Origin of the sequence: uncultured Amnibacterium sp. (assembly GCF_964250715.1) — a bacterium.
In the GTDB taxonomy this organism is placed as follows: Bacteria; Actinomycetota; Actinomycetes; order Actinomycetales; family Microbacteriaceae; genus Amnibacterium.
Genome location: NZ_CAXUGX010000006.1, coordinates 19,811 through 44,140, shown reverse-complemented (window position 1 = coordinate 44,140; position 24,330 = coordinate 19,811). Strand labels below are relative to the sequence as shown.

Sequence of the window (24,330 nt, the reverse complement as noted above, 5' to 3'; positions counted from 1 at the left end):
CCGCGGCCCGCGCCCGCGACCGCCCGGTCGCCTCGGCGCGCGACGTGAGGCGTCGGTCACCGGCGCCCCCACCCGCGGTCGCGGGCGATGGCGATGACAGTACCGATGAGGGTGATCGAGCCGAAGGCGAGCACCCCGGGCTCCAGCGCCTGCCCGGCTTCCGCTCCGATGTCCGGATCGACGCCCGCAGCGAAGTCGCGGGGCTCGCCGGCCAGGTCCCGCGCCGCCAGCAGCGCTTGGCGCACATCCGGCTCCACGCGTACCCGCTCGGGCCCCACGACGGCCGCCACGACCGCGGCCAGTTGGTCGACATCGGTCGCCCGCGCAGACGGTGCGGTGGTGACCACGAAGTCGTCCACCACGTCGGCGACGGCCCGCACCATGCCGGCGGCGTCCTTGTCGTCGAGGACCGCGAAGACGGCGGTCAACCGCCGGAACCGGAACGACTCCCGCAGGCCGGCCGCGAGCGCCGCAGCGCCGTGCGGGTTGTGGGCGGCGTCGACGACCAGGGTCGGGCCCGTCGCAACGACCTGCAGCCGGCCCGGCGAGGTCGCGGCGGCCAGGCCCTCGTCCAGCACGTCGCGCACGATCGGCTGACTGCCGTCGCCGAGGAACGTCTCGACCGCGGCGATCGCGACCGCGGCGTTCTGCGCCTGATGGGCGCCGAGTAGCGGCAGGACCAGGCCGTCGTACCGGGCGGCGCGGCCCTGCACGTCGATCACCTGGCCGCCGACTGGGCCCACGGCCGCCGGTACCGACGCGTCGCCGGAAGGCGACGTGGCGGCCGTGCGGCTGGGGACTGCGCGCCGACCCAGGACCGTGAAGTCCCGGTCCTGCAATGAGACGACCGCCTCGCTCAGGTCGGCCGCGCGCTGCAGCTCGGCGAGCGCCTCCGGGGTCTGTACGGCGGTCACGACCCGCGCGTTCGGCTTGATGATGCCCGACTTGGTGCGGGCGATCGCCGCGATCGTGGAGCCCAATCGCTCGGTGTGGTCCAGGTCGATGGGCGTGAACACGGCCACCTGGCCGTCCGCGACGTTCGTGGAGTCCCACTCTCCGCCCATACCGACCTCGATCACGCCGACATCGATCGGAGCGTCGGCGAAGACGGCGTAGGCGAGCACGGTCAGGGCCTCGAAGAACGTGAGCGGCGCCTCGCCCGCGGCCGCCATCTCGGTGTCGGTCATCTGCAGGTAGACGGCGATGTCGTTCCAGTTCGCGATCATGCGATCGTCGTCGATCGGCTCGCCGTCGATCACGATGCGCTCGTTCAGGCGGCCCAGATCGGGGCTGGTGAACAGGCCGGTGCGCAGACCGTGGGCGCGCAGGATGCTCTCGGTGATCCGGCTGGTGGAGGTCTTGCCGTTCGTCCCCGTGATGTGGACGATCGGATAGGCCCGCTGCGGGTCGCCCAGCAGCTCCAGCGCTCGCCGCGTCGCCGACAGCCGCGGTTGCGGCGCGATCTCGCCGACTCGCCCATAGATGGCGTCGAGCATCGCGTCGAGCTCGGCCCGCTGCTGCTCGGTCTGCGGCTGGGGCTGCTGCTCGTCCGCTCCCTCGTCGGCCTGCGACCACCCCGCTTCCTGCCCGTCGGCCTGCGGCCGACCAGCCTCCGCCGCGTCAGACATCGCGTTCCATGGGACCAGTCTTCCGCAGCTCGAACCGGCCACCGGCGCTCGCACCCCAGGCGTCGTCCGCGAGCAGGGTGAGGCTGCCGTCCACCCACTTCGCCAGGCGCGTCGCGGACAGCTCCGTGGCCGAGCCGACCGTCAACTCGGCCACGAGGGTCTCCCCCACGACCAGGTCGCGGTGCACCGCTAGCATGCGCTGCAGGTCGTCGTCCCCCTCGACCGCCAGGTCGATCCGGTCGGAGACGTGCAGGCCGGCCGCACGCCTGGCCTGCTGCACATCGCGGATGAAGTCGCGGGCGTGCCCCTCCAGCTCCAGCTCGGGCGTCAGAGCGGTGGCGAGCACCACGAATCCGCCCGGCTCGCCCCCTGCCGAAACCGGCAGCAGGCCGAGCGCGGTACCCGGAGCGACGCCGCCCTGCTCGAGCACCAGCTCGTACTCGCCGTCCTGCAGCCCGACTCCACCGACCACGACGCCATCCCCGACCCGCTGCCAGTCGCCCACGCGGGCCGCCTGCAGCACCCGCTGCACCTCCCGGCCGATGCGGGGCCCGAGCGCGCGCGCATTCACGGTCAGGCGTTCGGTCAGCCCGTAGGAAGCACCGCCGTCCGGCCCGGGCACCTCGAACGAAACGGCCTTCAGGTTCAGCTCGTCCGCCAAGATCGCCGCGCCCCCGGAGTCCGCGAGCGCGGCCGCATCGTCGGCCACGACCGTCAGCGACGACAGCGGCAGGCGTACGCGCAGACCCGCCTGCTTGCGCAGCGCCAGGGTCACGGAGCTGATGTCGCGCAGCCGGCCCATCCGCGCGACGAGATCAGCGTCCACGGGGAACGCATCCGCATCCGGCCAGTCGGTCAAATGCACGCTGCGGCCGCCGGTCAGTCCCCGCCACACCTGCTCGGTGATCAGCGGCAGTAGGGGCGCCGCGAGCCGCGAGACCGTCTCGAGCACGGTGAACAGCGTGTCGAACGCGTCGCGGCTCGCCGGCGGCAGCGGGGCGCCGTCGGAGGTATCGGTCCAGAACCGCTCCCGGCTGCGGCGCACGTACCAGTTGGTCAGCAGGTCGGCGAACTCGCGCAAACGGTTCGTGGCGCCGAACGCGTCGAACGCGTCCAGGTCCGTCGTCAGCGTGCGGATCAGGTCGCCGGTCGCGGCCAGCACATGCCGGTCCAAGGGGTCGGAGGAGTCGGTGCGCCAGGTCGCGCCATACCCGGTGGATGCAGTGCCGGTCGTCGCAGCGCCCGCCGCATCCGCGTACAGGGTGAAGAAGTAGTAGGTGCTCCAGAGCGGCAGCAGCACCTGCCGCACGCCCTCGCGGATGCCCTCCTCCGTCACCACCAGGTTGCCGCCGCGCAGCACGGGACTGGAGAGCAGGAACCAGCGCATCGCATCCGACCCGTCGCGGTCGAAGACCTCGGACACGTCGGGGTAGTTGCGCAGACTCTTCGACATCTTCTGTCCGTCGCTGCCGAGCACGATCCCGTGGCTCACCACGGTGCCGAACGCCGGCCGATCGAAGAGCGCCGTCGACAGCACATGCAGGGTGTAGAACCAGCCGCGGGTCTGGCCGATGTACTCCACGATGAAGTCAGCAGGGCTGTGCGCCTGAAACCAGTCGGCGTTCTCGAAGGGGTGGTGCACCTGCGCGAACGGCATGGATCCGGAGTCGAACCACACGTCCAGCACGTCGGAGATGCGGCGCATCGTGCTGGCGCCGGTCGGATCATCGGGGTTCGGCCGGGTGAGTCCGTCGATGTACGGACGGTGCAGGTCGACCTCCCCCGCCTCGTTCACCGGCAGCCGGCCGAAGTCGCGCTGCAACTCGGCGAGCGACCCGTACACGTCGATGCGCGGATGTGCGGGGTCGTCGCTGCGCCACACCGGGATCGGGCTGCCCCAGTAGCGGTTGCGGCTGATCGACCAGTCGCGGGCGCCTTCCAGCCATTTGCCGAACTGTCCATCCTTCACGTTCTCCGGCACCCAGGTGATCTGCTGGTTCAGCTCGACCATGCGGTCGCGGAACGCGGTGACCCGCACGAACCAGCTGGAGACCGCACGGTAGATGAGCGGCCGCCGGCAGCGCCAGCAGTGCGGGTAGGGGTGCTCGTAGGAGGCCTCGCGCACCAGGCGGCCCTTCGCCCGCAGCGCCTTGATGATCGGCCGGTTCGCCTCGAACACCTGCAGACCGACGATCTCGGGCAGCTCGGTCTGCGCGTAGGACGGCAGGAAACGGGCGCCCTCGTCCACCGACACGATGACGGGGATGCCGGCGGCGCCGCAGACGAGCTGGTCGTCCTCGCCGTAGGCAGGCGCCTGGTGCACGATCCCGGTGCCCTCCTCCGTCGAGACGTAGTCCGCGACGAGCACGTGCCAGGAGTGCTCGGTGCCGAACCGCTCGGTGTCGGCATAGTGGTCCCAGAGGCGGTCGTACTGCACGCCCGCCAGGTCGCGGCCGAGCACGGTGCGCGAGACCGCGGCGCGGGCGTCGTCGGCGGAGGCGTAGCCCAGATCCTTCGCGTAGTCGCCCACCCGGGCGGTCGCGATCAGGTACTCCCCGCTCAGCACGACACGGTCCAGGCCCGGAGTGTTGCCGGTCGCGTCGGGCGCCTCGGAATCTGCAGCGCCCGCCGGCCCGCCCGGGACGACGGCGTATTCGATGTCCGGGCCGACGGCCAGCGCCAGGTTGGTCGGCAGGGTCCACGGCGTGGTGGTCCAGGCGAGCGCACGCACGGCGGTGAGCCCCAGCGCCTCCGCCCGCTCGCCCACCAGCGGAAAGGTGACGGTGACGGAGGGGTCCTGCCGGCGCTGGTAGACGTCGTCGTCCATCCGCAGCTCATGGTTGGACAGCGGGGTCTCGTCGTTCCAGCAGTACGGCAGCACCCGATAGCCCTCGTAGGCCAGGCCCTTGTCGTGCAGCTGCTTGAACGCCCACAGCACGCTCTCCATGAACGTGGTGTCGAGCGTCTTGTAGTCCCGCTTGAAGTCCACCCACCGGGCCTGCCGCGTGACGTACGCCTGCCACTCCCCCGTGTAGCGCAGCACGGACGCGCGGGCCTCGGCGTTGAAGGCCCCGATGCCCATCGCCTCGATCTGGTCCTTGGTGGTGATGCCCAGCTGCCTCATCGCCTCCAGCTCGGCGGGCAGGCCATGGGTGTCCCAGCCGAACCGGCGATGCACCTGGCGGCCGCGCATCGTCTGGTAGCGGGGGAAGGCGTCCTTCGCGTAGCCGGTCAGCAGGTGGCCGTAGTGGGGCAGGCCGTTGGCGAACGGCGGACCGTCGTAGAAGACCCACTCCGGCGCCCCCTCGCGGGCGTCGATCGACGCCTGGAAGGTGCCGTCGGTCGCCCAGTAGGCGAGGGTCTGCAACTCCAGGTCCGGGAACCGGGGGCTGGGGGTGACGGACTCGCCGCCGTGCTTCGGGTACGTCATCCGTGCTCCATCCGTGCGTCTGCCGCACGGGGACGCCGGCTTCGGCGCGGTACCACCCCGCTTGACCGGCTGGCCGGCCCACTTCGTTGACGGCGTGACGTGCCGCATCCGTCCGGTTCTACCGACCGCTGCGCCTAGCCGGCCTGATGTTCGTAGCCGGCCCGCGGTGTTCTTCCGGAGACTCCCCGGTGATGGCCGGATCACAGTCGCTCCCCCCAGCGTACGCGAGGCGCGACCCGGCCTCTGGCCCGAGGGTCCACCACCCCGACTACGGAGCCACGTGCGCAAGTACGGAGTATCTGCCCCCGAACACGGCGTGTCGTCCGGGATCTCCGTACTCGGGCGGGATCTCCGTAGTCGGGGTGGTGGCGAAGGCCGGTCGGTACCATGGGCGGACCGCCCCCGGGGGCACACATTCAGGCACCTTCCGGTCACCACCGGAGTCGACTCGGTGCCGCACATATCGAGCACAGGAGCACGCCGTGACCATCGACGCCACCCACGCCGCCGACGCCATCAGTACCGCACCGCCCAGATCCGGAACCGCGCCGGGGATCTCTGACACCGATGCCTTCGGCCGCGCGACGGTCCCCGACAAGCCCGTGCTGGAGGGCCTGGAGGCCACCTGGTCGGCCGTCTGGGAGGCGGAGGGCACCTATCGCTTCGATGGGCGCGGCGCCGACCGCGCCGAGGTGTACTCCATCGACACCCCGCCGCCCACGGCATCCGGGTCGCTGCACATCGGGCACGCCTTCAGCTACACCCACACCGATGTCATCGCCCGGTACCAGCGGATGCGGGGCAAGCGCGTCTTCTACCCGATGGGCTGGGACGACAACGGACTACCCACCGAGCGACGCGTGCAGAACTACTACGGCGTGCGCTGCGACCCGTCCCTGCCGTACGAGCCGGGCTTCGTGCCGCCCTTCGACGGCGACGCCCCCGCCAAGGCGCAGCAGCAGCCGGTGTCGCGCCGGACCTTCATCGAGCTGTGCGAGCGGCTGACCGTGGAGGACGAGCGCCGATTCGAGCAGGTCTGGCGCGCGCTCGGACTCTCGGTCGACTGGACCCAGAGCTACCGCACGATCGGCGACGAGTCCCGCGCGGTCTCTCAGCGGGCGTTCCTGGCCAACCTCGAACGCGGCCAGCTGTACCAGTCGGAGGCGCCCACGCTCTGGGACGTCACCTTCCGCACCGCCGTCGCGCAGGCCGAGCTGGAGGACCGCGACCAGCCCGGCGCCTACCACTCGCTCGCGTTCGTCCCCGTGGCTTCGGGCTCGGGCAGCCCCGTGATCGTCGACACGACCCGGCCGGAACTGCTGCCCGCGTGCGTCGCCCTGGTCGCCCATCCGAGCGACGAGCGCTACCAGGCGCTCTTCGGCACGGAGGTCACGACGCCGGTATTCGGGGTGCGGGTGCCGGTGCTGGCCCACCACCTGGCGCAGCCGGACAAGGGCACCGGCATCGCCATGGTCTGCACCTTCGGTGACACGACCGACGTCACGTGGTGGCGCGAGCTGGACCTGCCCACTCGACAGGTGGTCGGCTTCGACGGCCGGTTCGTCGCCGACCCGCCGGCGGCGATCGAGTCGAAGGAGGGGCGCGAGGCGTATTCGGCGCTGGCCGGCAAGACGGTGTTCTCGGCCAAGGCCGCCCTGCTGGAGCTCTTGCATGCCACCGGCGGAATAGTGGGCGACCCGCGCCCGATCACCCACCCCGTCAAGTTCTACGAGAAGGGCGACCGGCCGCTCGAGATCGTGCCCACCCGGCAGTGGTACCTGTCGAACGGCGCCCGGGATGAAGCGCTGCGGGAGCGCCTGATCCAGGGTGGGCGCCGCATCCGATTCGTGCCGGACTTCATGCGGGTCCGCTACGAGAACTGGGTGAACGGACTGAACGGCGACTGGCTCATCTCGCGCCAGCGCTTCTTCGGCGTCGCCCTGCCGGTCTGGTACGGGATCGACGGCGACGGCGCGGTGCAGTACGACCGGGTGCTCACTCCGGACGCCGCCGCCCTGCCGGTCGATCCCGCCACCGACGTGCCGCCCGGATTCACCGAGGCGCAGCGCGGGCAGCCCGGCGGCTTCGTGGGCGAGGTGGACATCATGGACACCTGGGCGACCTCGTCGCTGACACCCGAGCTGGCCGGCGGGTACGGCGCCGACGCCGCGCTGTGGGCGTCGGTCTACCCGTTCGACGTGCGCCCCCAAGGCCAGGACATCATCCGCACCTGGCTGTTCTCCACGCTGTTGCGCGCACGGTTGGAGCATGGGACGGAGCCGTGGAAGGCGGCGACGATCAGCGGATTCATCGTCGATCCCGACCGCAAGAAGATGTCCAAGTCGCGTGGCAACGTGGTGACCCCGGCCGACATCCTGGCCACGCATGGATCGGACGCGGTGCGCTACTGGTCGGCGTCCAGTCGGCTGGGCACAGACGCGGCGCTGGATGTGACCAACCCCACCCAGATGAAGATCGGGCGGCGGCTGGCCATCAAGGTGCTGAACGCCGCCAAGTTCATCCTCAGCTTCGACAGCGACCACATCGACGCGGCGGCGGTCACGGAGCCGCTGGATATCGGGATGCTCGCGGCGCTGGACGAAGTGATCGTGCAGGCGACGCAATCCCTGGACGCGTACGACCACGCGACCGCCCTGGAGACGGTGGAACGGTTCTTCTGGACGTTCTGCGACGACTACCTGGAGCTGGTCAAGGAGCGGGCCTACGCAGACGACCTCCCCGCAGCGCGTGCCTCGGCGATCGCTGCGCTGCGCCTTGCGCTCGACGCGTTGCTGCGCCTGCTCGCGCCGATCCTGCCGTTCGCGACGGAGGAGGCGTGGCGCTGGTCGCACTCGACATCCGTGCACCGGGCACCCTGGCCGCGCCCGCTCGAGGCCGGCGGCGAGCCCCAGATCCTGGGAGCCGTCGGTGAAGTGCTGATCGGCATCCGACGCGCCAAGACGGATGCCAAAGTGTCGCAGAAGGCGCCCGTACACTCGACCCAGATCACCGGTCCCGAGCACCGCATCGCGCTCGTGGCACTCGCTCTGGACGACCTGCGATCGGTCGGCCGCATCGGGACGGTGCAGTTGACGCCCGGTGCCGACACCATTGCGGTGACCGGCATCACCTTCCCCGCTACCACCGAGTAGGAGCCGGCCGTGACCGTGACGATCAAGCCTCTGGCGGAACGTGACTTCTTCGCCTGGTACGGCCTCTTCTCGGCGTACACCGAGTCGCTCGGGCTGGAACCGACTGACGAGCAGACGATGCGGGTCTGGACCGCACTGCAGGGCGACGAGGCGGACGGCGTGCTCGCGGTCGACACCGTGGCCGGCACGGTGGGCTTCGCGCACTTCTCGGTGTTCTCGCGCCTGCTGCAGGGTGACACCGGCTTCGCCCTGGAGGACGTGTTCGTGGCACCCGACATGCGTCAGCGGGGTGTGGCGACGGCGCTCATCGAGCACGTGCGCACCCGCGCGGAGGAGGAGCACCGCTCCGTCGTCCGCTGGGTCACGCGACCCGAGGATGTCGCGGCGAAGGCGCTCTACGAGCGGTTCCGCGCGACGACCGGCGACTGGGCGCTGTACGACCTGAACGTCGGCTAGTCCCCGCCGTGCAGGTCGGTACTCGCTGGGCCGTCGGCGCGACGCCGCCGGCGTCCCTGCCCGCAGTCGTGATCGCTGCGGTGCACGGTGTGGAGGAGGAACTCGCGACGACCGCGACGGAGACCGGCCGGTGGGGCTGGACGCTCACCTACCTGGAGCGGGCGCCGATCGTCGACCTGGACGACGGCACCCGCATCCGGTACCTGGCCGATCAGGACCACGCCGTCGTCACGAACGTGGAGTTCGAGGACGACACGGTCGCGGACAGTCAGTTCGAGGACGGAGAGTAGCCCCTTCGCTCCGAGCGCGACGGCTCAGTCAGCAGAAGGGCAGCAGAGCTCAGCAGAACGGCCGCTGCTGACGGAGTGGGCGGCTGGTGCGCCAGTCCCGTGCGTCGGAGTCGTCGATGCGGGTCGTGCCGGACGCGGCGACCGCGCGGCCGCGGCTCCAGAGGATCAGGGCCAGGCCGGCTCGCATGGCGAGGCGGTCGACGAGCGAGACGGGTCCCGCGGATACCGGGGTCTGCGCGGCGATCGCCGCCTTCAACGAGGTCAGCTCGCTCTGCGACGAGGTCGCAGTCACGCTCGACGTGCTGGTGGTGACGGTACTGGTGCTGGTGCTGGTGCTGGTGCTGGTGGGCATGCTGCTGACGGGCATGGTCGGTACTCCTTCCGGGTGCGCCGGATCAAGGGTGGTCGGTGCTGCGGCTGTGCGGATCGATGACGGGGAAGGCCCGCAGCTGCACCTCGACGCGTCGCCGCGAGAAGTGCTGCTCGTCGTGCTGCTCGGCGTGCTCGCGGTATCGGGCCACCAGCGCCTCGATCCCTCGTCCGAGTTCCTCGAGCTCGGTGGGGGTCAGCTGCAGGTGGATCGAGGAACTGTTCGCCGCCTGCCGCCACGCGACGTCGAGCGTGGGGACGGCCCGCCGGTACTCGGCGAACCGCGCATCCTCGGCGCGTTGCAGCTCGGCTTCGAGCAGCTCCCCCGCCGCCCTTCCGGCCTCCGTGGTAGCCGACTCGGGGTCGGCGATCTCGATCGGTCCGGGTACCCGCTCCCACCAGCGATCCCGACCGTTGCCGCGCGAGAGGTCCTCCCGCACGAATCCGTGCCGTTCCAGCTGGCGGAGGTGGTAGCTCGTCGCACCGCTCGATTCCCCGAGCCGCGCGGCCAGGGCGCTCGCCGTCGCCGGTCCGTAGCTCGTCAGGGCACTGAACAGGCTGACGCGCAGCGGATGCGCGAGCGCCTTGAGCGCGTCGAGAGACAGCGAACGCGGCTCCGGTGGAGTCGTCTCCGTCACAGATGCCACCGTAGCATCGCAGAGATTTCTTTGCAACCGGATCTTTGCATGGTCTACTTTGCAACCGTTGTTTTGCAACGCGACCTTTGGGTTCGCTCGCTACACTCCGCGGGTGGTCAATCCCTTCTTCGAACGCAGCACGCTTCCCGCGGAGTTGCCGCCGTTCGTGGACATCCAGGACGAGCACTACGAGCCGGCGTTCGAGCGGGGCATGATCGACCAGCTGATCGAGGTCGCCACGGTCGCGCAGCAGACGGCGGTCCCGAACTTCGAGAACACGATTCTCCCGCTGGAGCGCTCCGGCAGCCTGCTCGGCCGAGTGTCGGCGGCCTTCTTCACGCTGGCGTCGGCGGACGGGACCGAGTTCGTGCGGGAACTGGAAGCCCGACTCGCGCCCCTGCTCGCCGCCCACGAGGACGCGATCCGGCTGAACAGCGCCCTGTTCGCCCGCATCCAGGCGGTCGCGGACGGGGATGAGCAGCTCGATGCCGAGCAGCGATGGCTCGTCGAGCGCTACCGCATCGAATTCACCCTCGCCGGGGCGGGGCTCGACGACGCCGGCAAGGACGAGTTGCGGACGCTGAACGGCCGCCTCTCCGAGCTGACGACGGCGTTCGACACCCACCTGGTCGCGGACACGAACGATCTCGCGATCCATGTCACCGACGAGGCTGAATTGGCGGGCCTGCCGCCGGACGATGTCGCTTCGGCCGCCGACGCCGCGGCGGCCCGAGGACTCCCCGGGCACCTGATCACCCTCGTCCTGCCCACCGGACACCCGGTACTCGCCTCGCTGACCCGCCGTGACTTGCGCGAGCGGATCATGCGCGCCTCACTCGCCCGGGCCGGCCGGGGCGGCGAGCACGACAACCGGGCACGGCTGCTGCAGATCGTGCGCCTGCGCGCCCGGCGTGCGGAGCTGCTCGGCTTCCCGATGCACGCCGCCGCCGTCACCGCTGACGAGACGGCGCGCACACCGCAGGCTGTTCACGAGATGCTGCAGCGATTGGCCATCCCCGCCGCCCGCAATGCCGACTCCGAAGCCAGCGTGCTGCAGCAGCGGCTCACCGCGGACGGCATCGAGGGACCGCTCCGCAGCTGGGACTGGGCCTACTACACCGAGGCGGAGCGAGCGGCTCGCTACGACGTGGACGACGCGGGCCTTCGCCCCTACCTCGAAGCCGATCGCGTGCTGCACGACGGGGTCTTCTTCGCCGCGGCCCGGCTCTACGGCGTCACCTTCGCCGAGCGGCGCGACCTGATCGGCTACCACCCCGAGGTGCGGGTGTTCGAGGTGCACGACCACGACGGCGAACTGCTCGGCCTATACCTGCTCGACCTGTACACCCGCGACACCAAGCGGGGCGGGGCGTGGATGAACTCGCTGGTCGACCAGTCGCGGCTGACGGGTACGCCCTATCGCGTGGTCGTCAACAATCTGAACGTGCCGAAGCCGCCCGAGGGCGAGCCGACCCTACTCACGCTGGACAGCGCGACCACGCTCTTCCACGAGTTCGGGCACGCGCTGCACGGCCTGTTCGCCACGGTGGGCTACCCGAAGCTCGCCGGCACGAATGTGCCGCGCGACTTCGTGGAGTTCCCCAGCCAGGTGAACGAGCAGTGGGTGCTCCACCCCCAGGTGCTGGCGAACTACGCGGTGCACGTGCGCACCGGTGAACCGCTGCCGACCGAGACCGCCGATCATCTGCGTGCCGCGGCCGGCTTCAACGAGGGGTTCGCGACCAGCGAGTACCTCGCGGCGGCGACGCTCGACCAGGCCTGGCACCGGCTGTCGGCAGCAGAGGCGGAGGCGGTCACGGACGTCGCCGCCTTCGAGGCCGCCGCGCTGACCGAGGCGGGGCTCGCGAATCCGGCGGTGCCGACGCGGTACTCCTCCGCCTACTTCGCGCACATCTTCGCCGGCGGCTACAGCGCCGCCTACTACGCCTACATCGGGAGCGAGGTGCTCGACGCCGACACAGTGGCCTGGTTCGAGGAGCACGGCGGGCTGACGCGCGAGAACGGCGACCGGTTCCGGCAGCGCCTGCTGGGCGTGGGCGGCTCGGCCGACCCGCTTGCCGCCTACCGCGACTTCCGAGGCCGCGACGCCTCCATCGACCCGCTGCTAGCGCGTCGAGGCTTGACCGCCTGAGCCCCGAGGAATTCAGGAAGAATCGAGAAACGCAGGCCGGATCGGCCCGATCCCGCCTTCATTCCTCGAAATCGCCTGAATTCTTCGCGGAGGGGGGCGGCGGCTCAGGCGGATTTGTCCTGGCGGAGGCGCTTGCGCGGGACGATCGTCGGCGCGGCGTTCTCGTTGACCGACTCGCGGGTGATGACGACGCGGGCCACCTCGTTGGAGGAGGGGACCTCGAACATCACGGGGCCGAGCACTTCTTCGAGGATCGCGCGCAGCCCGCGCGCGCCGGTCTGGCGCAGCACGGCCAGGTCGGCGATGGCCTCCAGCGCTCCGGTGTCGAACTCCAGGTCGACGCCGTCGATCTCGAACATGCGCTGGTACTGCTTGACCAGCGCGTTCTTCGGCACGGTCAGGATCTCCATCAACGCGTCCGCGTCGAGCGGCAGCACCGTGGTGACCACCGGCAGGCGGCCGATGAATTCGGGGATCAGCCCGAACTTGTGCAAGTCCTCCGGCAGCACGTCGCTGAACAGCGTCTTCTCGTCGAGCTTGCTGTGCAACTGGGCACCGAATCCGATGCCCTTCTTGCCGACCCGCTGGGAGATGATCTGCTCGAGTCCCGCGAAGGCGCCGGCGACGATGAACAGCACGTTCGTCGTGTCGATCTGAATGAATTCCTGGTGCGGGTGCTTGCGTCCGCCTTGCGGCGGCACGCTGGCGGTGGTCCCCTCGAGGATCTTCAGCAGCGCCTGCTGCACGCCCTCGCCCGACACGTCGCGGGTGATCGAGGGGTTCTCGGCCTTGCGGGCGATCTTGTCGACCTCGTCGATGTAGATGATGCCGGTCTCGGCGCGCTTGACGTCGTAGTCGGCGGCCTGGATGAGCTTCAGCAGGATGTTCTCGACGTCCTCGCCCACATACCCCGCCTCGGTGAGCGCGGTCGCGTCGGCGACGGCGAACGGGACGTTCAGGCGCTTGGCGAGGGTCTGGGCCAGGTAGGTCTTCCCGCAGCCGGTGGGACCGATCAGCAGGATGTTGGACTTGGCGATCTCGATGTCGTCCTTGATCGCCTCGGCCGGCGCGAGGGTGCCGCGGGCACGGATGCGCTTGTAGTGGTTGTACACCGCCACGGACAGCGCCTTCTTGGCAGCGACCTGGCCGATCACGTACTCCTCGAGGAATGCGTAGATCTCCTTGGGCTTCGGCAGATCGAAGTCGCTGGGACCGTCCTCGGTAGCCTCGGCCAGACGTTCCTCGATGATCTCGTTGCAGAGCTCGACGCACTCGTCGCAGATGTAGACGCCCGGACCGGCGATCAGCTGCTGCACCTGCTTCTGGCTCTTGCCGCAGAAGGAGCACTTCAGCAGGTCGGCGCTCTCGCCCATCCGAGCCATTCGCGTGTCTCCCCCTCGTACGAACAAGTGGCATGAGCCTAACCCGCCGGTCGGACGGGACACGGGCGTGTCGGTCCATGTCGCGTCACAAGCGATTTGGTGGCGCTTGCTCAGCGGTTGTACGGCGTGTCGGAGGTGGAGCGGGGGCGCCCGACGATGGCGAAGATGGACGGATGGACGTCGCGGTACTGGAACGGGAGGCCGCAGCGGTGCTGCCGGACTTCGTGTACGACTACTTTCGCGCCTCCGGGGGCGGGCCCGAATCGCTGACCCGCTCCATCGCCGCCTGGCGCTCGTTCCTGCACCGGCCGCACGTGCTGCGGGACACGAGCCGGATCGAGACGGCGACCACGGTGCTCGGCACGCCGGTGACCAGTCCGGTGCTCGTCGCGCCGATGGCGCAGCAGGTCGCCGCGAACCCGGCCGGCGAGCGGGCGACGGCCGCGGCGGTGGCCGCCCTCGGCACACTGCTCGGTGTCTCCACGAACACCGCGGTGCCCTTCGGCGACATCACCGCCACGGGCGCGCCGTGGTGGTTCCAGCTGTATGTGCTGAGCGATCGGGAGCTGACCGCGGTACTGCTCGACCGCGCGGTGCAGCACGGGGCGCGGGCGATCGTGCTGACCGCCGACATCACGGGGCTCGCGCACCCCTCGCCCGGCGCCGCCTACTCGGTCGAGCCGGGCGAGTGGGGACCGGAGGCGGGGGCGTCGGCGGCCCGCCTCGGCAACCTGACGCCCGAGGAGCGCGAGCGCCTGCACGGCGGGAGCATCGCCCGCGATTCCGGATTGCCCGTCATCGCGTGGATCGCTGAGCGGACCGGGCTGCCGGTCGTGGTGAAGGGCGTGCTGCGCGGGGACGACGCGCGCCGAGCCGTGGACGCGGGCGCCGCGGCCGTGCTCGTCTCGACGCACGGGGCGCGGGCGCTCGCGTCGTCGATCCCGAGCGCGTTCGCCCTGGCCGACGTGGTGGCCGCGGTCGGGAGCGAGGTGGAGGTCTACGTGGACTCCGGGCTGCGCAGCGGCACGGATGTCGCGACCGCGCTGGCCCTCGGAGCCCGGGCGGCGTTCATCGGCCGGCCGGTGATGTGGGGGCTCGCCACCGGCGGAGAGGCGGGCGTGCGCCGCGTACTGGAAACGTTCACCGCGGAACTCGTCACCGCGATGGATCTGCTGGGCGCGCCGACACTGGCCGACCTCACGCCAGACCTCGTCGTCGCGCCCTGAACGCGACGGCGAGGTCCAGACGGCTGCGGATCAGGCCGGGGCGAGCGCCGGGGTCGGGGCCGGCAGGCTGATCTGCTTGCGGCTGGTCAGCACCTGATCGACGAGGCCGTATTCGAGCGCCTCGGCGCCGTTCAGGATCTTGTCGCGCTCGATGTCGCGGTTCACCTGCGCCTGCGTGCGGTTGGAGTGCTTGGCGAGCGTCTCTTCGAGCCACGTGCGCATCCGCAGCACCTCGGCGGCCTGGATCTCGATGTCGCTGGCCTGACCGCCGGATCCGCCGGAGGTGGCGGGCTGGTGGATCAGGATGCGCGCGTTCGGCAGCGCCAGCCGCTTGCCGGGCGTGCCTGCGGCCGTGATCACCGCGGCGGCCGACGCGGCCTGACCGAGCACAACCGTCTGGATCTGCGGCCGGATGTACTGCATCGTGTCGTAGATCGCCGTCATGGCCGTGAACGAGCCGCCGGGCGAGTTGATGTACATGATGATGTCGCGGTCGGGGTCCTGGCTCTCGAGCACCAGCAGCTGGGCCATGATGTCGTCGGCCGAGGCGTCGTCGATCTGCACGCCGAGGAACACGATGCGATCCTCGAACAGCTTCGCGTATGGGTCCTGCCGCTTGTAGCCGTAGGCGGTGCGCTCCTCGAAGCTCGGCAGGATGTATCGAGCAGAGGGAGCCGGAGCGCCGCCGAATGCGGTGCCGCCGAAGTCGGGGATGGTCATGAGTGTCGTTCCTGTCCTGGTGTTCTCGAGGTTCAGACGGTCGCCGCGGTGAGCGTGCTGGAGGTGTCGGTGCCGCCGCCGCCGGTCACGTCGGACGCCGACGCACGGATGTGGTCGACGAAGCCGTACTCCAGGGCCTCCTCGGCGCTGAACCAGCGGTCGCGGTCGCCGTCGAGGTTGATCTGCTCGACCGTCTTGCCGGTGGCCTCGGCGGTGATCGTGGCGAGCCGGTTCTTCATGTCGATGATCAGCTGCGCCTGTGTCTGGATGTCGGACGAGGTGCCGCCGAAGCCGCCGGAGGGCTGGTGCAGCAGCACGCGCGCGTTCGGCGTGATGTAGCGCTTGCCCTTGGTGCCGGCGGACAGCAGGAACTGGCCCATGGACGCGGCCATGCCCACGCCCACCGTGACGATGTCGTTCGGCACGAACTGCATGGTGTCGTAGATCGCCATGCCGGCGGTGATCGATCCGCCGGGCGAGTTGATGTAGAGGAAGATGTCGCGCTCGCTGTCCTCGGCGGCCAGCAGCAGCAGCTTGGCGGAGATCTCGTTGGCGTTGTCGTCGCGCACCTCGCTGCCGAGCCAGATGATGCGGTCGCGCATCAGCCGGTCGAAAACACTGGGCTGCGGGCTCATGTCGGGCATGTGTGCTCCTACTGGTCTTGAGAGGTGACGTGAAGTGCGTGCGGTTCGTGAGGCGCGTGCGGTTCGAGGTCTGCGGTCAACGGTAGTCAGGCGACCCGGGCGTGCCGGCCCTGTTCGCCCTCGGCAGAGCCGGCGTCGCACATGCCGGCTACTCACCCGTCGTGATCAGCACGAGGGAGCCCTCGAAGGTCGGTCGAGTCCGCAGTGCGCCGAAGCGCGCATCCCACGTTCCATCGGCCAGGTCGTCGCGCAGGCGCTGCTCGAACCGGTCGACGACGTCCCGCCCGACGAAACTCCAGGCACTGTTCGCGCGTCTGGCGCCCTGGTCGAGCAGCGCCTCGGGCCGGCCGTAGTACGCCTCTCCGAAGCCGTCGGAGCAGGTCAGCGGGATGGGGACCGGGGTGACGGCCGCGCCGCCGAGCAGCTCGGCGATCCGCTCGGGCGGCGGGTAGCGCGACGCTTCGACGGCGATCACCTCTGGCGCGTACTCGGTCAGCCAGAAGCGGTCGAGCAGCGCGGGATCGCTCGTCAGGATCACCACCGGTCCGCGGGCCACGCGGCGCACCTCGCGCAGACCGGCCGCCAGGTCGGGCCACTGGTGCACCGTGAAGGTCGCCATCGCGGCGTCGAACGAGTCGTCCGCGAAGGGCAGCCGTTCGGCGACCGCGTCGAGCGCGACCGGCAGGTCGGCCGGCCGCTGCGCCCGCATCGACGCCGAGGGCTCGACGGCTGTGACGTCCCGGTCTCGCGGCTCGTACGAGCCCGCTCCGGCGCCGATGTTCAGCACGGTCCGGGCGTCGCCGAGGGCCTGCACGATCAGTTCGGCGATCCGCGGCTCCGGCCTGCGGTAGCGGGAGTAGTCGGTACCGATCGTGCCGTAGTCGGCGTCGCCGGCGCTGCCGTCCGACAGCCGCCCACCCACGACGAGCAGCCTACGACCGGCCGGTCTGAAGTCGACGGCCAGCGCTCGCCCAGGATCGGCGGGAACGCTGACCCCTGCGCCCGGCAAGCACTGCTCACCGGAGGCGCTCACCCACGAGGGAGAACCGATGCCCGACACTCCGATCTTCTTGCTCGCCATGGACCACCGGTCATCGCTGGCCAAGAGCGTCTACGGCCTGGACGGCGAGGCCGAGGACGGTAGCGACGACTTCGCGCGCATCAGCGCGGGCAAGGGACTCGTGTTCACCGGGCTGGAGCACGCGCTCACGGGCGGCGCTCCGCGGGCCGACGCCGGCGTGCTGGTCGATGAGCGCTACGGCGCCGACGTCGCCCGGCGCGCCAAGCAGGCGGGTATCACCCTGGCGATGCCGTTCGAGCGGTCCGGGGAGGAATGGTTCACCCTGGAGTACGGGTCGCTCGACGAGACGACCTGGCTCGACCACATCCACGAGTTCGAGCCCGACCTGAACAAGGTGCTCGTCCGCGACAACCCCGACCTCGATCCGGCGGCGCGCCGCACGCAGCAGCGGGACCTGGCCCGGGCGTCGGCGGCCCTGCACGAAGAGGGGCGCACGTTCCTGCTCGAGCTGCTCGTACCGGGCAGCGACGCGCAGAAGCAGTCGGCCGGCGACCGGTACGACGCCGACGTGCGGCCGGGGCTGACCCTGCAGGTGATCCGAGAGCTGCAGGACGCGGGCGTGGAGCCGGACATCTGGAAGATCGAGGGCCTCGACGATCCGGCGGATGCCGAGCGGATCGTCGCCCTCACGCAGCGCGACGGCCGTGACGCCGTGCGCTGCATCGTGCTCGGCCGGGACGCTCCGCAGAGCGACCTGGACCGGTGGCTGCGGATCGCGGCACCCGTCGACGGATTCATCGGATTCGCGATCGGCCGCAGCATCTGGGAGCAGCCGCTGACCGAGCAGTTGCAGGGCGACATCTCGGAGGACGAGCTGTCCAACCGGGTGTCGGTGAACTACACCCACTTCGTGGCGACCTACACCGACGCGCAGCAGTCGGGCGAGGATCGCTCCGGCGCGCCGGAGTGAGCACGCGCAGGTGAGCACCGCCGGGTGAGCACCGTCGGGTGAGCACCGCCGCCGGAGGTCGCGCCGAGCCCTGACTCAGGACTTGGCGGGCTGCGCCTCCGGGTCGGCGGAGTTCGCGCTCTGCTCGCCGGCTACGTCCGTCGCGGCTTCATCGTCGCCTTCGGGAACGTCCGCGTCCGTGCTGTCGGCGACGAAGTCGGAGACGTCGACGACGTTGCCGTCGGTGTCGACCACCCTCACCCGGCCGAGCAGCACCGCGATCGCCTTGCTGCGGGCCACCTCGCTCATCATGGAGGGCAGCTGGTTGTTCTGCTGCAGCACCTCGACGAATTCCTGCGGCTGCATGTTGTACTGCTGGGCGCCCTGCACCAGGTACTGCGCCAGCTCGTCCTGCGAGACCTGCACGTGTTCGGCCTCGGCGACGGCGTCGAACAGCAGTTGCGCCTTGAAGGACTTCTCGCTCGACTCGGTGACCTCGGCGCGGTGCACATCGTCGTCCAGTCGCTGTTCCCCCTCGAGGTGACGGTGCACCTCGTCCTCGATCAACTGCTGCGGCACGGGCACGTCGACCGCGCTGAGCAGCGCGTCGGACAGCTTCTCGCGCGCCTCGCCCACCTGCGCGAAGCGCTTCTGGCGCTCCACCTGGCCGACGATGTCGGCGCGCAACTCGTCCAGGGTGTCGAACTCGCTGGCCATCTGCGCGAACTCGTCGTCGAGCCCGGGCAACTCCCGCTCCTTGACCTGCAGCACCGTGACGGTGATCTCGGCGGTCTCGCCCTCGTGGTCGCCGCCGAGCAGCACCGACTCGAAGGTGGTCGTCTCCCCCGCGGTCTGCGACTCCAGGGCGGCATCGATGCCCTCGATCAGCTCGCCGGAGCCGAGCTCGTACGAGATGGAACTGGCGGTGTCCACCTGCTCGCCGCCGATCTCTGCGACCAGATCGATCTGCACGAAGTCGCCGGTGGTGGCGGGGCGGTCCACAGTGATCAGCGTGCCGAAGCGGGCGCGCAATTCGTCCAACTGCGTCGCGACGTCGTCGTCGCTGACGGTCAACGGCTCAACCGACACGGTGATGGTGTCGAGCGGGGGCAGCACGATCTCAGGACGGACGTCGACCTCGATGGTCACGTGCAGGTCGCCGCTGAAGTCCTTCGCGTCGGGCCATTCGGTGATGTCGGCCTCGGGCCGGCCCAGCGGTCGCAGGTCGTTGGACTCGACGGCGGCCCGGAAGAAGGCGTCCAGGCCCTCGTTGACCGCGTGCTCCAGCACGGCGGCGCGGCCGACGCGCTGGTCGATGATGGGCGGCGGCACCTTGCCCTTGCGGAAGCCGGGGATGTTCACCTGTTCGGCGATGTGGCCGTAGGCGTGGGTGATGCTGGGCTTCAGCTCGTCGGGCGGGACGGAGACAACGAGCTTGACCCGGGTCGGGCTCAGCTTCTCGACGACGGTGGTGACCACGGTTTCCTCTGCTCGATGATGATGGGCTGTGCTGACGGACGTGCCCGACAGGCGGCCCGGTTCGGCCGGCGTTGCTCTGGAGTGCACTCGTCGGGGCGACAGGATTTGAACCTGCGACCTCCCGCTCCCAAAGCGGGCGCTCTACCAAGCTGAGCTACGCCCCGCTGTCCGGGATGCGGGTGCATCCGTCGAATGCACCGACCGTCCGGCCGGCCGGCGGCGGCGAACGGACCGCCGTCAGTGTAGTCGCGCGACCAGGTGCCCGCCCGAGCGTCACGAATGCGCGGATCGGGGACCCGTGTCCAGCGGCGCATAGACACGGGTCCCCGATCTGCACAAGACCGCGACCTTCTCGGGCGCGCGTTCTCAGCGGTCCTGAGCAGTGCCCGCGAGATGGGCGGCCAGGAACCAGCGGTCCTCGACCAGTCCGCGCTCGATCTCGATGCAGACGTCCTGGCTGGAGAGGTCGCTGTCGTCCAGGCCCTCGATCGCCGAGCGGACCGTGGCGAGGGTCGCGTCGATCTGCGACACGACCTGGTTGATCATCACGTCGTAGTTCTGGAACCCGTCCACCATCTCGGGCAGCGTGTTCTTGGCGGCGATCGTGACGAGCCGCGCATCGACCGGCAAGCCCAGGGCCACGATGCGCTCCGCGGCCAGGTCGGCGAACGCCTGCGCGTGCAGCACCACCTTGTCGAGCAGCTTGTGCACGGCGATGAAGCTGGTGCCCCGCACGTGCCAGTGCGCCTGCTTGCCGTCGATCACGAGCGCCTGGCAGTTGATCACGATCGGGGCCATCGCCTGGGAGACCTTGTTCATGGTCTCGGCCTCGATAGAGGTCTGCGGAACGGTCTCGATCTCGGTCTTCAGGTCTGCGGTGTCGGTCATTGCTGTCCCCTTCTTCTTGCCTTCTTGCGCCTTCTCGGTGCGCCGGCTCTATCTGCATGCAGGCGCACGTCTGTGCCAGCGTTCAAGTCAACCGGACGAAACTGGGATCGCACCGAACGCGGGCTGAGCGCAGTCATCTCATTCGGATCGCGGATCAGATCGCCGCGTCGGTCGACTCCGGTGTCGCGCCCTGGTCGGCGTCATCGGTCGAGACGGCTGGAGCGGACCGCCTGCCCAGCTCGATCGCACCGGTCGATCCAACGACACCGGCGACGATCGCGAACAGGCCCCAGCCGAGTCCCCAACGGGACTTGCCGATGAGCGCGTCGAAGGAGATCGTGCCCGGCCCGTCGTCGGCCAGGGCGGTGACCGCAGCCATCAGCACCGCGTTGTACTCGTAGCCGCCGCCGCTGTTCCAAAGGCCGTTGGCAAGGTGCACTTTGCGCACCGCCGTCAGCATGGTGGCGATCAGGCCGGCCGCCGCGAACGGCGTGGCGACGCCGAGCGCGATGGCCGCGCCGCCGGCCGTTTCGGTGACGGCGGCGGCGACCGCGTTGCGGCGCGGCGGATGCATGTTCAGCGCACCCATCATCTGCGTCGCTCCGTCGAGGCCCGGTCCGCCGAACGAACCTCGCAGCTTCTGCAGCCCATGACCCACGAAGAGACCGCCCACCACGAGGCGGAGGAGGAGTTTGCCGAGGTTCATGATGACCCTTCAGTGGTCGGCCCGATTCTTTCTTCGGACTGCTTGGTTCGTCGGCGGAACGCCTCGGCCGAGCCTACTGAGCGGGTCTGACAGCGGGCGATCCGCTCAGGTCACGGCACGAGTGGACGCACCTGCTCGGCGGCGAACCGGGCGAACGCGGGCAGGTCGGCCTCGTCCTGCGGCGGCTGCAGGATGACCGCATCCGCTCCGGCATCGGCCCAGCGGCGGACCGCCACGGCGACCGCTTCGGCGTCACCGGCCACGCCGGTGTCGGCGTCGGCGGGGAACGACCAGCGTCGACACTCCGCCTCGAACCGCGCCTGCGCCTGTGGTCCGGTGGCGGTCATCAGGAAGACCGTCACGCGGTGCGGATCGGTGCGTCCAGCGGCGGCCCGCCCGGCGTCGATGCGGTCGCGGGCGGCACGCACCCGGTCGGGCGTGGTGCCGCCGGGCAGGATCGTCCCGTCGGCGCGGGCGCCGACGAGTTCCAGGGTCTTGGGCCCCTCGGCTCCGGCGTGGACGGCCGGAGGGACGGCGGGCGGCCAGGTGAGCCGCACGTCGGTCAGCGAGACGTAGCGCCCGCTGGTCGTGACGGTCTCCCCGCGCAGCAGCGCCCGCAGCGCGTCAAGGTACTCGCCCAGCAGCGTCAGGGGGGAGCCCGCCCGCGCGCCCGCCTGGCCCATCCAGTCGAGCACGCCGTGGCCGACGCCGATGATCGAGCGACCGGGGAACAGGCGCTCCAGCGTGGCGACCTCCATGGCGGCGAGGGCCACGTTGCGCAGCGGCACCGGCAGCAGGCCGATGCCCACCTTGAGTCGCTCCGTGCGCGCGAGCGTCGCGGCGAGGGCGGCGATGCCGCTGGCGCTGAAGCAGTCCTCCCACAGCCACAACTCCTCCAGCCCCGCCGCGTCGGCGGCCCGGGCCGTGTCCGGCAGCCTCTCGAGTTCGACGGCGGACTGGAACACGGTGCCGAGGATCGTCATGTCGACCATGGTTCCGCATTCGGTTGCGTGCCGGTCGGCCGGACGAGGGTCGCCGGGGCGGGCCGACGACCTGCGCAACTACGGGGTTGCCGCCTCACTACGGAGCAACCTCCGCAACTACGGAGAATCGAGGGACCGCGTCGGCGTGTCGACGCGGATCTCCGTAGTTGGGCAGGACCTCCGTAGTTGGGAGGGGAGGGCTGCGAGTCGGGAGCACCGTCGTCCGCATCCCGGAGCAGACTGGGGAGATGTCCGCATCCGTGCCCGGCTCAACGCACCACCAGGCGCGCGGCCACCAGCACGCGCATGCGGCCGCGAGTACGCGCCGATTGGCGGTGGCACTGACCATCGGCGTCCTGATCCTGGTGGTCGAAGTCGTGGGCGCGATCATGACCGGCAGCCTGGCCCTGGTCGTGGACGCGGGACACGTGCTGACCGACACCGCCGGACTCGCGGTGGCCCTGATCGCCGCGGGTCTGGCCCGTCGGCGTCCGACCGACCGCCGCACCTACGGCTTCGCGCGCGCGGAGGTGCTGGCCGCGACGCTGCAGGCCGCGGTCCTGCTGGCGGTGGGCCTGTTCGTGCTGGTCCAGGCGGTCGAGCATCTGATCGTGCCGCCGGACGTCCCCTCCTCCGGCCTGCTGCTGTTCGGCGTGGTCGGCCTGGTCGGCAATCTGGCGTCGCTCGCGGTGCTGGCGAGCGTGCGGCGGAGCGACTTCAACCTGCGCGCGGCGTTCCTGGAGACCGCGAGCGACGTGCTCGGTTCGGTGGCCGTGATCGCCGCGGCGCTCGTGATCGGCGCCACCGGCTGGACGCGAGCCGATCCGGTCGCCGCGATCGTGATCGGCGCGCTGATCCTGCCGCGCACGTTCCTGCTGCTGCGCGACACCGTTGCGGTGCTGCTGGAATCGACGCCGCGCGGGATCGACCTGGAAGCGCTGCGCACCCATCTGCTCGAAGTGCCGCACGTCGAGGCGGTGCACGACCTGCACGCCACGCAGATCTCGTCGGCGCTGCCGGTGCTGACGGCGCACGTGGTGGTGCAGTCGGGCTGCTTCTCGGACGGCCACGCGCCGGACATCCTCGACCAGCTGCAGCGCTGCGTCGCGGACCACTTCCCGGTCTCGTTCGAGCACTCCACCTTCCAACTGGAACCCGCGGTGCACGCCGAACACGAGGCCGACGTCCACCGCTGATCCGACGGGATGAGCCGCGGGCGCAGGAGCCCGATGACCGTGCTCGCTCAACCACGGTCATCCGATTCGAACGAATCCGGCTGCTCGTTCGGGTCAACCGCAACCGCCCTCCTCGATGGCTCCGCGTGCTTTTCGAATAGACAGAGCCGTCCGGGTCTGTCAGCGATCCGCCTCGACGGTGGCGGCGGCCCGCTGTTGCAGTGTTCGGGCCGGGCGGACGACGAGCTGGATGCCGACGAGCAGGGACCAGGCCAGGAAGAAGACCAGTCCGACGAAGCCGACGGCCTCGAACGGGCCGCCGGGAAAGCTCAACCCGTCGATCACCGCGACCGGCACGCCGATGAGGCTGAGCACCGCGAGCCAGCGCGGCAGGGCGCCGCGAAGGCCTGCGATACCCGCGGCTGCGAAGAGCAGGACGGCCGGGATGCTCGCGACGTCCAGCAGTGCTGACTGCAACGAGCCGAGCGCGCGGATCGAATCCGACGCTCCGCCCCCGGTGGACTGCAGCGCGGAGCCGAGCGCAACCGCCTGGGCGGTCATGAACAGCACGGCGTGCGCACCGCCACCGACAACCGCGGTCGTCCCGAGCAGCGGAGCCGAGGCCGAGCCGGAATCGGAGCCGGGTTCAGAGACGGAGACGGAGTGGCAGGTGCGAGCGACCGCGATCGCGAGCAGCGTGAACGCGAGCGCGGCGAAGATCCGCAGCACGGCTTGGGCGGCGACCGGGCCGCTGTGCTGGGCGAGCCAGGTCGGGTCGCTCGCTGCCGGCAAATCGCCGGCCGGCGGTGAGGGGAACAGGACGGCGCCGAGCACCAGCAGCAGGGCATAGACGACGCCGGCGAGCGGCAGGATGCGATCCGCGACGGACGGCGGGCGGACAGACGACACGAGGACTCCTTCGGTTGGGGTGGTCCGTGCCCACGCTGCTCCGTCGCCGGTGGGGCGTCGTCTGCCCGGTGACCTCACCCGAACGCCGCCAAGCCGACCGATCGTCGCGACTGCTCTGCCGGACGGCTGATCC

20 protein-coding genes and 1 tRNA gene are annotated in these 24,330 nt (G+C 70.4%); 7 read left to right on the top strand and 14 right to left on the bottom strand.

Annotation, left to right across the window (positions count from 1 at the left end; all coding sequences use genetic code 11):
- Positions 1 to 56 precede the first annotated feature (56 nt).
- Both ACFE7H_RS07590 and ileS read right to left on the bottom strand, forming a co-directional pair.
- Entirely contained in the window at positions 57 to 1,628 is a 1,572-nt protein-coding gene (locus ACFE7H_RS07590) for a bifunctional folylpolyglutamate synthase/dihydrofolate synthase (protein WP_375400622.1), read from the bottom strand.
- Positions 1,621 to 5,058 carry an isoleucine--tRNA ligase gene (ileS, locus tag ACFE7H_RS07585; RefSeq protein ID WP_375400621.1) on the bottom strand — a complete coding sequence of 1,146 codons (3,438 nt, stop codon included), beginning with the start codon at positions 5,056 to 5,058 and terminating at the stop codon, positions 1,621 to 1,623. The genes ACFE7H_RS07590 and ileS overlap by 8 nt, the downstream gene beginning before the upstream one ends.
- Before the next feature lie 554 nt (positions 5,059 to 5,612).
- Here ileS and valS point away from each other — a divergent pair.
- The 3 genes from valS to ACFE7H_RS07570 are packed head-to-tail and all read left to right on the top strand — an operon-like array spanning position 5,613 to position 8,956.
- Positions 5,613 to 8,210 (top strand): valine--tRNA ligase, encoded by a 2,598-nt coding sequence (gene valS, locus ACFE7H_RS07580; protein ID WP_375400757.1) that lies wholly within the window; start codon positions 5,613 to 5,615, stop codon positions 8,208 to 8,210.
- A 9-nt stretch (positions 8,211 to 8,219) separates the two neighbouring features.
- Positions 8,220 to 8,666, top strand: a complete 447-nt coding sequence (locus tag ACFE7H_RS07575) for a GNAT family N-acetyltransferase (RefSeq protein WP_375400620.1) — start codon at positions 8,220 to 8,222, stop codon at positions 8,664 to 8,666.
- An 8-nt stretch (positions 8,667 to 8,674) separates the two neighbouring features.
- The gene (locus ACFE7H_RS07570; protein ID WP_375400619.1) at positions 8,675 to 8,956 is read left to right on the top strand and encodes a hypothetical protein; all 282 of its coding nucleotides are present in this window, start codon (positions 8,675 to 8,677) and stop codon (positions 8,954 to 8,956) included.
- A 49-nt stretch (positions 8,957 to 9,005) separates the two neighbouring features.
- Here ACFE7H_RS07570 and ACFE7H_RS07565 read toward each other — a convergent pair whose 3' ends face one another.
- Together ACFE7H_RS07565 and ACFE7H_RS07560 are read right to left on the bottom strand one after the other, a co-directional pair.
- On the bottom strand, positions 9,006 to 9,323 hold the full coding sequence (locus ACFE7H_RS07565) for a hypothetical protein (RefSeq protein ID WP_375400618.1): 318 nt from the start codon (positions 9,321 to 9,323) through the stop codon (positions 9,006 to 9,008).
- Between the two features lie 28 nt (positions 9,324 to 9,351).
- Complete coding sequence (locus tag ACFE7H_RS07560; protein WP_375400617.1) at positions 9,352 to 9,963, bottom strand: ArsR/SmtB family transcription factor; 612 nt, start codon at positions 9,961 to 9,963, stop codon at positions 9,352 to 9,354.
- Positions 9,964 to 10,075: 112 nt separating this feature from the next.
- On the opposite strand from ACFE7H_RS07560, the gene ACFE7H_RS07555 reads away from it, so the two are divergent.
- A complete protein-coding gene (locus ACFE7H_RS07555) occupies positions 10,076 to 12,115 on the top strand; it encodes a M3 family metallopeptidase (protein WP_375400616.1) in 2,040 nt (679 codons plus the stop codon).
- A gap of 104 nt (positions 12,116 to 12,219) precedes the next feature.
- Here ACFE7H_RS07555 and clpX read toward each other — a convergent pair whose 3' ends face one another.
- A complete protein-coding gene (gene clpX, locus ACFE7H_RS07550; protein WP_375400615.1) occupies positions 12,220 to 13,497 on the bottom strand; it encodes an ATP-dependent Clp protease ATP-binding subunit ClpX in 1,278 nt (425 codons plus the stop codon).
- 173 nt (positions 13,498 to 13,670) lie between these two features.
- Here clpX and ACFE7H_RS07545 point away from each other — a divergent pair, with 173 nt between their 5' ends.
- Complete coding sequence (locus ACFE7H_RS07545) at positions 13,671 to 14,723, top strand: alpha-hydroxy acid oxidase (protein WP_375400614.1); 1,053 nt, start codon at positions 13,671 to 13,673, stop codon at positions 14,721 to 14,723.
- 30 nt (positions 14,724 to 14,753) lie between these two features.
- Here ACFE7H_RS07545 and ACFE7H_RS07540 read toward each other — a convergent pair whose 3' ends face one another.
- From ACFE7H_RS07540 to ACFE7H_RS07530, 3 genes are read right to left on the bottom strand one after another with little or no spacing between them, the layout of a single operon-like run.
- Positions 14,754 to 15,443 (bottom strand): ATP-dependent Clp protease proteolytic subunit, encoded by a 690-nt coding sequence (locus ACFE7H_RS07540; RefSeq protein ID WP_375400613.1) that lies wholly within the window; start codon positions 15,441 to 15,443, stop codon positions 14,754 to 14,756.
- Between the two features lie 32 nt (positions 15,444 to 15,475).
- Positions 15,476 to 16,228 carry an ATP-dependent Clp protease proteolytic subunit gene (locus tag ACFE7H_RS07535; protein ID WP_375400612.1) on the bottom strand — a complete coding sequence of 251 codons (753 nt, stop codon included), beginning with the start codon at positions 16,226 to 16,228 and terminating at the stop codon, positions 15,476 to 15,478.
- Between the two features lie 7 nt (positions 16,229 to 16,235).
- Positions 16,236 to 17,009, bottom strand: coding sequence for a class I SAM-dependent methyltransferase (locus tag ACFE7H_RS07530; protein ID WP_375400611.1), 774 nt, complete (start codon positions 17,007 to 17,009; stop codon positions 16,236 to 16,238).
- Between the two features lie 127 nt (positions 17,010 to 17,136).
- Here ACFE7H_RS07530 and ACFE7H_RS07525 point away from each other — a divergent pair, with 127 nt between their 5' ends.
- On the top strand, positions 17,137 to 18,078 hold the full coding sequence (locus tag ACFE7H_RS07525; RefSeq protein ID WP_375400610.1) for a 2-deoxy-5-keto-D-gluconate 6-phosphate aldolase domain-containing protein: 942 nt from the start codon (positions 17,137 to 17,139) through the stop codon (positions 18,076 to 18,078).
- A gap of 75 nt (positions 18,079 to 18,153) precedes the next feature.
- Here the strand turns inward: ACFE7H_RS07525 and tig are convergent, their stop codons facing one another.
- From tig to ACFE7H_RS07500, 5 genes are all read right to left on the bottom strand, one after another.
- The gene (tig, locus tag ACFE7H_RS07520) at positions 18,154 to 19,536 is read right to left on the bottom strand and encodes a trigger factor (RefSeq protein WP_375400609.1); all 1,383 of its coding nucleotides are present in this window, start codon (positions 19,534 to 19,536) and stop codon (positions 18,154 to 18,156) included.
- A gap of 90 nt (positions 19,537 to 19,626) precedes the next feature.
- Positions 19,627 to 19,700, bottom strand: a tRNA-Pro gene (locus ACFE7H_RS07515).
- Positions 19,701 to 19,902: 202 nt separating this feature from the next.
- The gene (locus ACFE7H_RS07510; RefSeq protein ID WP_375400608.1) at positions 19,903 to 20,424 is read right to left on the bottom strand and encodes a Dps family protein; all 522 of its coding nucleotides are present in this window, start codon (positions 20,422 to 20,424) and stop codon (positions 19,903 to 19,905) included.
- Between the two features lie 154 nt (positions 20,425 to 20,578).
- Entirely contained in the window at positions 20,579 to 21,130 is a 552-nt protein-coding gene (locus ACFE7H_RS07505; protein WP_375400607.1) for a DoxX family protein, read from the bottom strand.
- 110 nt (positions 21,131 to 21,240) lie between these two features.
- Positions 21,241 to 22,113 (bottom strand): LLM class flavin-dependent oxidoreductase, encoded by an 873-nt coding sequence (locus tag ACFE7H_RS07500; protein WP_375400606.1) that lies wholly within the window; start codon positions 22,111 to 22,113, stop codon positions 21,241 to 21,243.
- Positions 22,114 to 22,361: 248 nt separating this feature from the next.
- On the opposite strand from ACFE7H_RS07500, the gene ACFE7H_RS07495 reads away from it, so the two are divergent.
- On the top strand, positions 22,362 to 23,309 hold the full coding sequence (locus ACFE7H_RS07495) for a cation diffusion facilitator family transporter (RefSeq protein ID WP_375400605.1): 948 nt from the start codon (positions 22,362 to 22,364) through the stop codon (positions 23,307 to 23,309).
- 159 nt (positions 23,310 to 23,468) lie between these two features.
- Here ACFE7H_RS07495 and ACFE7H_RS07490 read toward each other — a convergent pair whose 3' ends face one another.
- Positions 23,469 to 24,197: a hypothetical protein gene (locus ACFE7H_RS07490; protein WP_375400604.1), complete on the bottom strand. Its 729-nt coding sequence runs from the start codon at positions 24,195 to 24,197 to the stop codon at positions 23,469 to 23,471.
- Positions 24,198 to 24,330: the final 133 nt, after the last annotated feature.